Raw genomic sequence first — 570 nt, forward strand, 5'->3', positions numbered from 1 at the left:
CCGCCATCAGGATCAGCCGCGCATAGGACCCGGCCACCATGCGCGAGGCGCGACCCTCCTGGCTGAGTTCGGAAATAAACCCCTGGAACAGCGGCTCGATCTCCATGCGCTGCGCGCTCTCCAGCCGGTCGGTGATCGAAAAGCCGCTGGAGAATAATCTCAGCGACGGCGATTCCGCATGGTCGCCGATCGCCTCGCCGATGATTTCCGGCGACACGCCGATCAGGTGCCCATGCGCGCCTGCGGCAATCGCCAGGCTCTCGCCTTCCGACGGCGGGAAAAGCACGAGCGCCGGCCCGTGGACCACGGTTGGGCTGTCGCCGCGCGCGATCGTCATCGCACCGGCAGCGAGGAAGACGGCGTGGTGAAACCAGCGCTGCGGTGCCCGCCCGATGCGGATCACCCGCTGCGAGATCGCCGGCTCGAAGGTCTCGCCGCGCGCATCGTGATGGATCGCCGTGTCATTGTGCATCTTCAATGTCCGCCGTGGAAAATCAGCTTCAATCTACCCGGAATTTCACAAGTTTAAACCGGAAAATCACATTCATATTCCCGATACCTGCGCTACTC

At 63.2% G+C, this 570-nt stretch carries 1 protein-coding gene; it reads right to left on the bottom strand.

Translation table 11 applies throughout. The features are described from left to right. A partial coding sequence (locus AC1D0P_RS27450; protein ID WP_477679618.1) for a hypothetical protein occupies positions 1-472 on the bottom strand: 472 nt, incomplete at its 3' end. Between the last annotated feature and the right edge of the window lie 98 nt (positions 473-570).

The sequence above is a fragment of the Polaromonas sp. P1_G2 genome, from assembly GCF_056405515.1.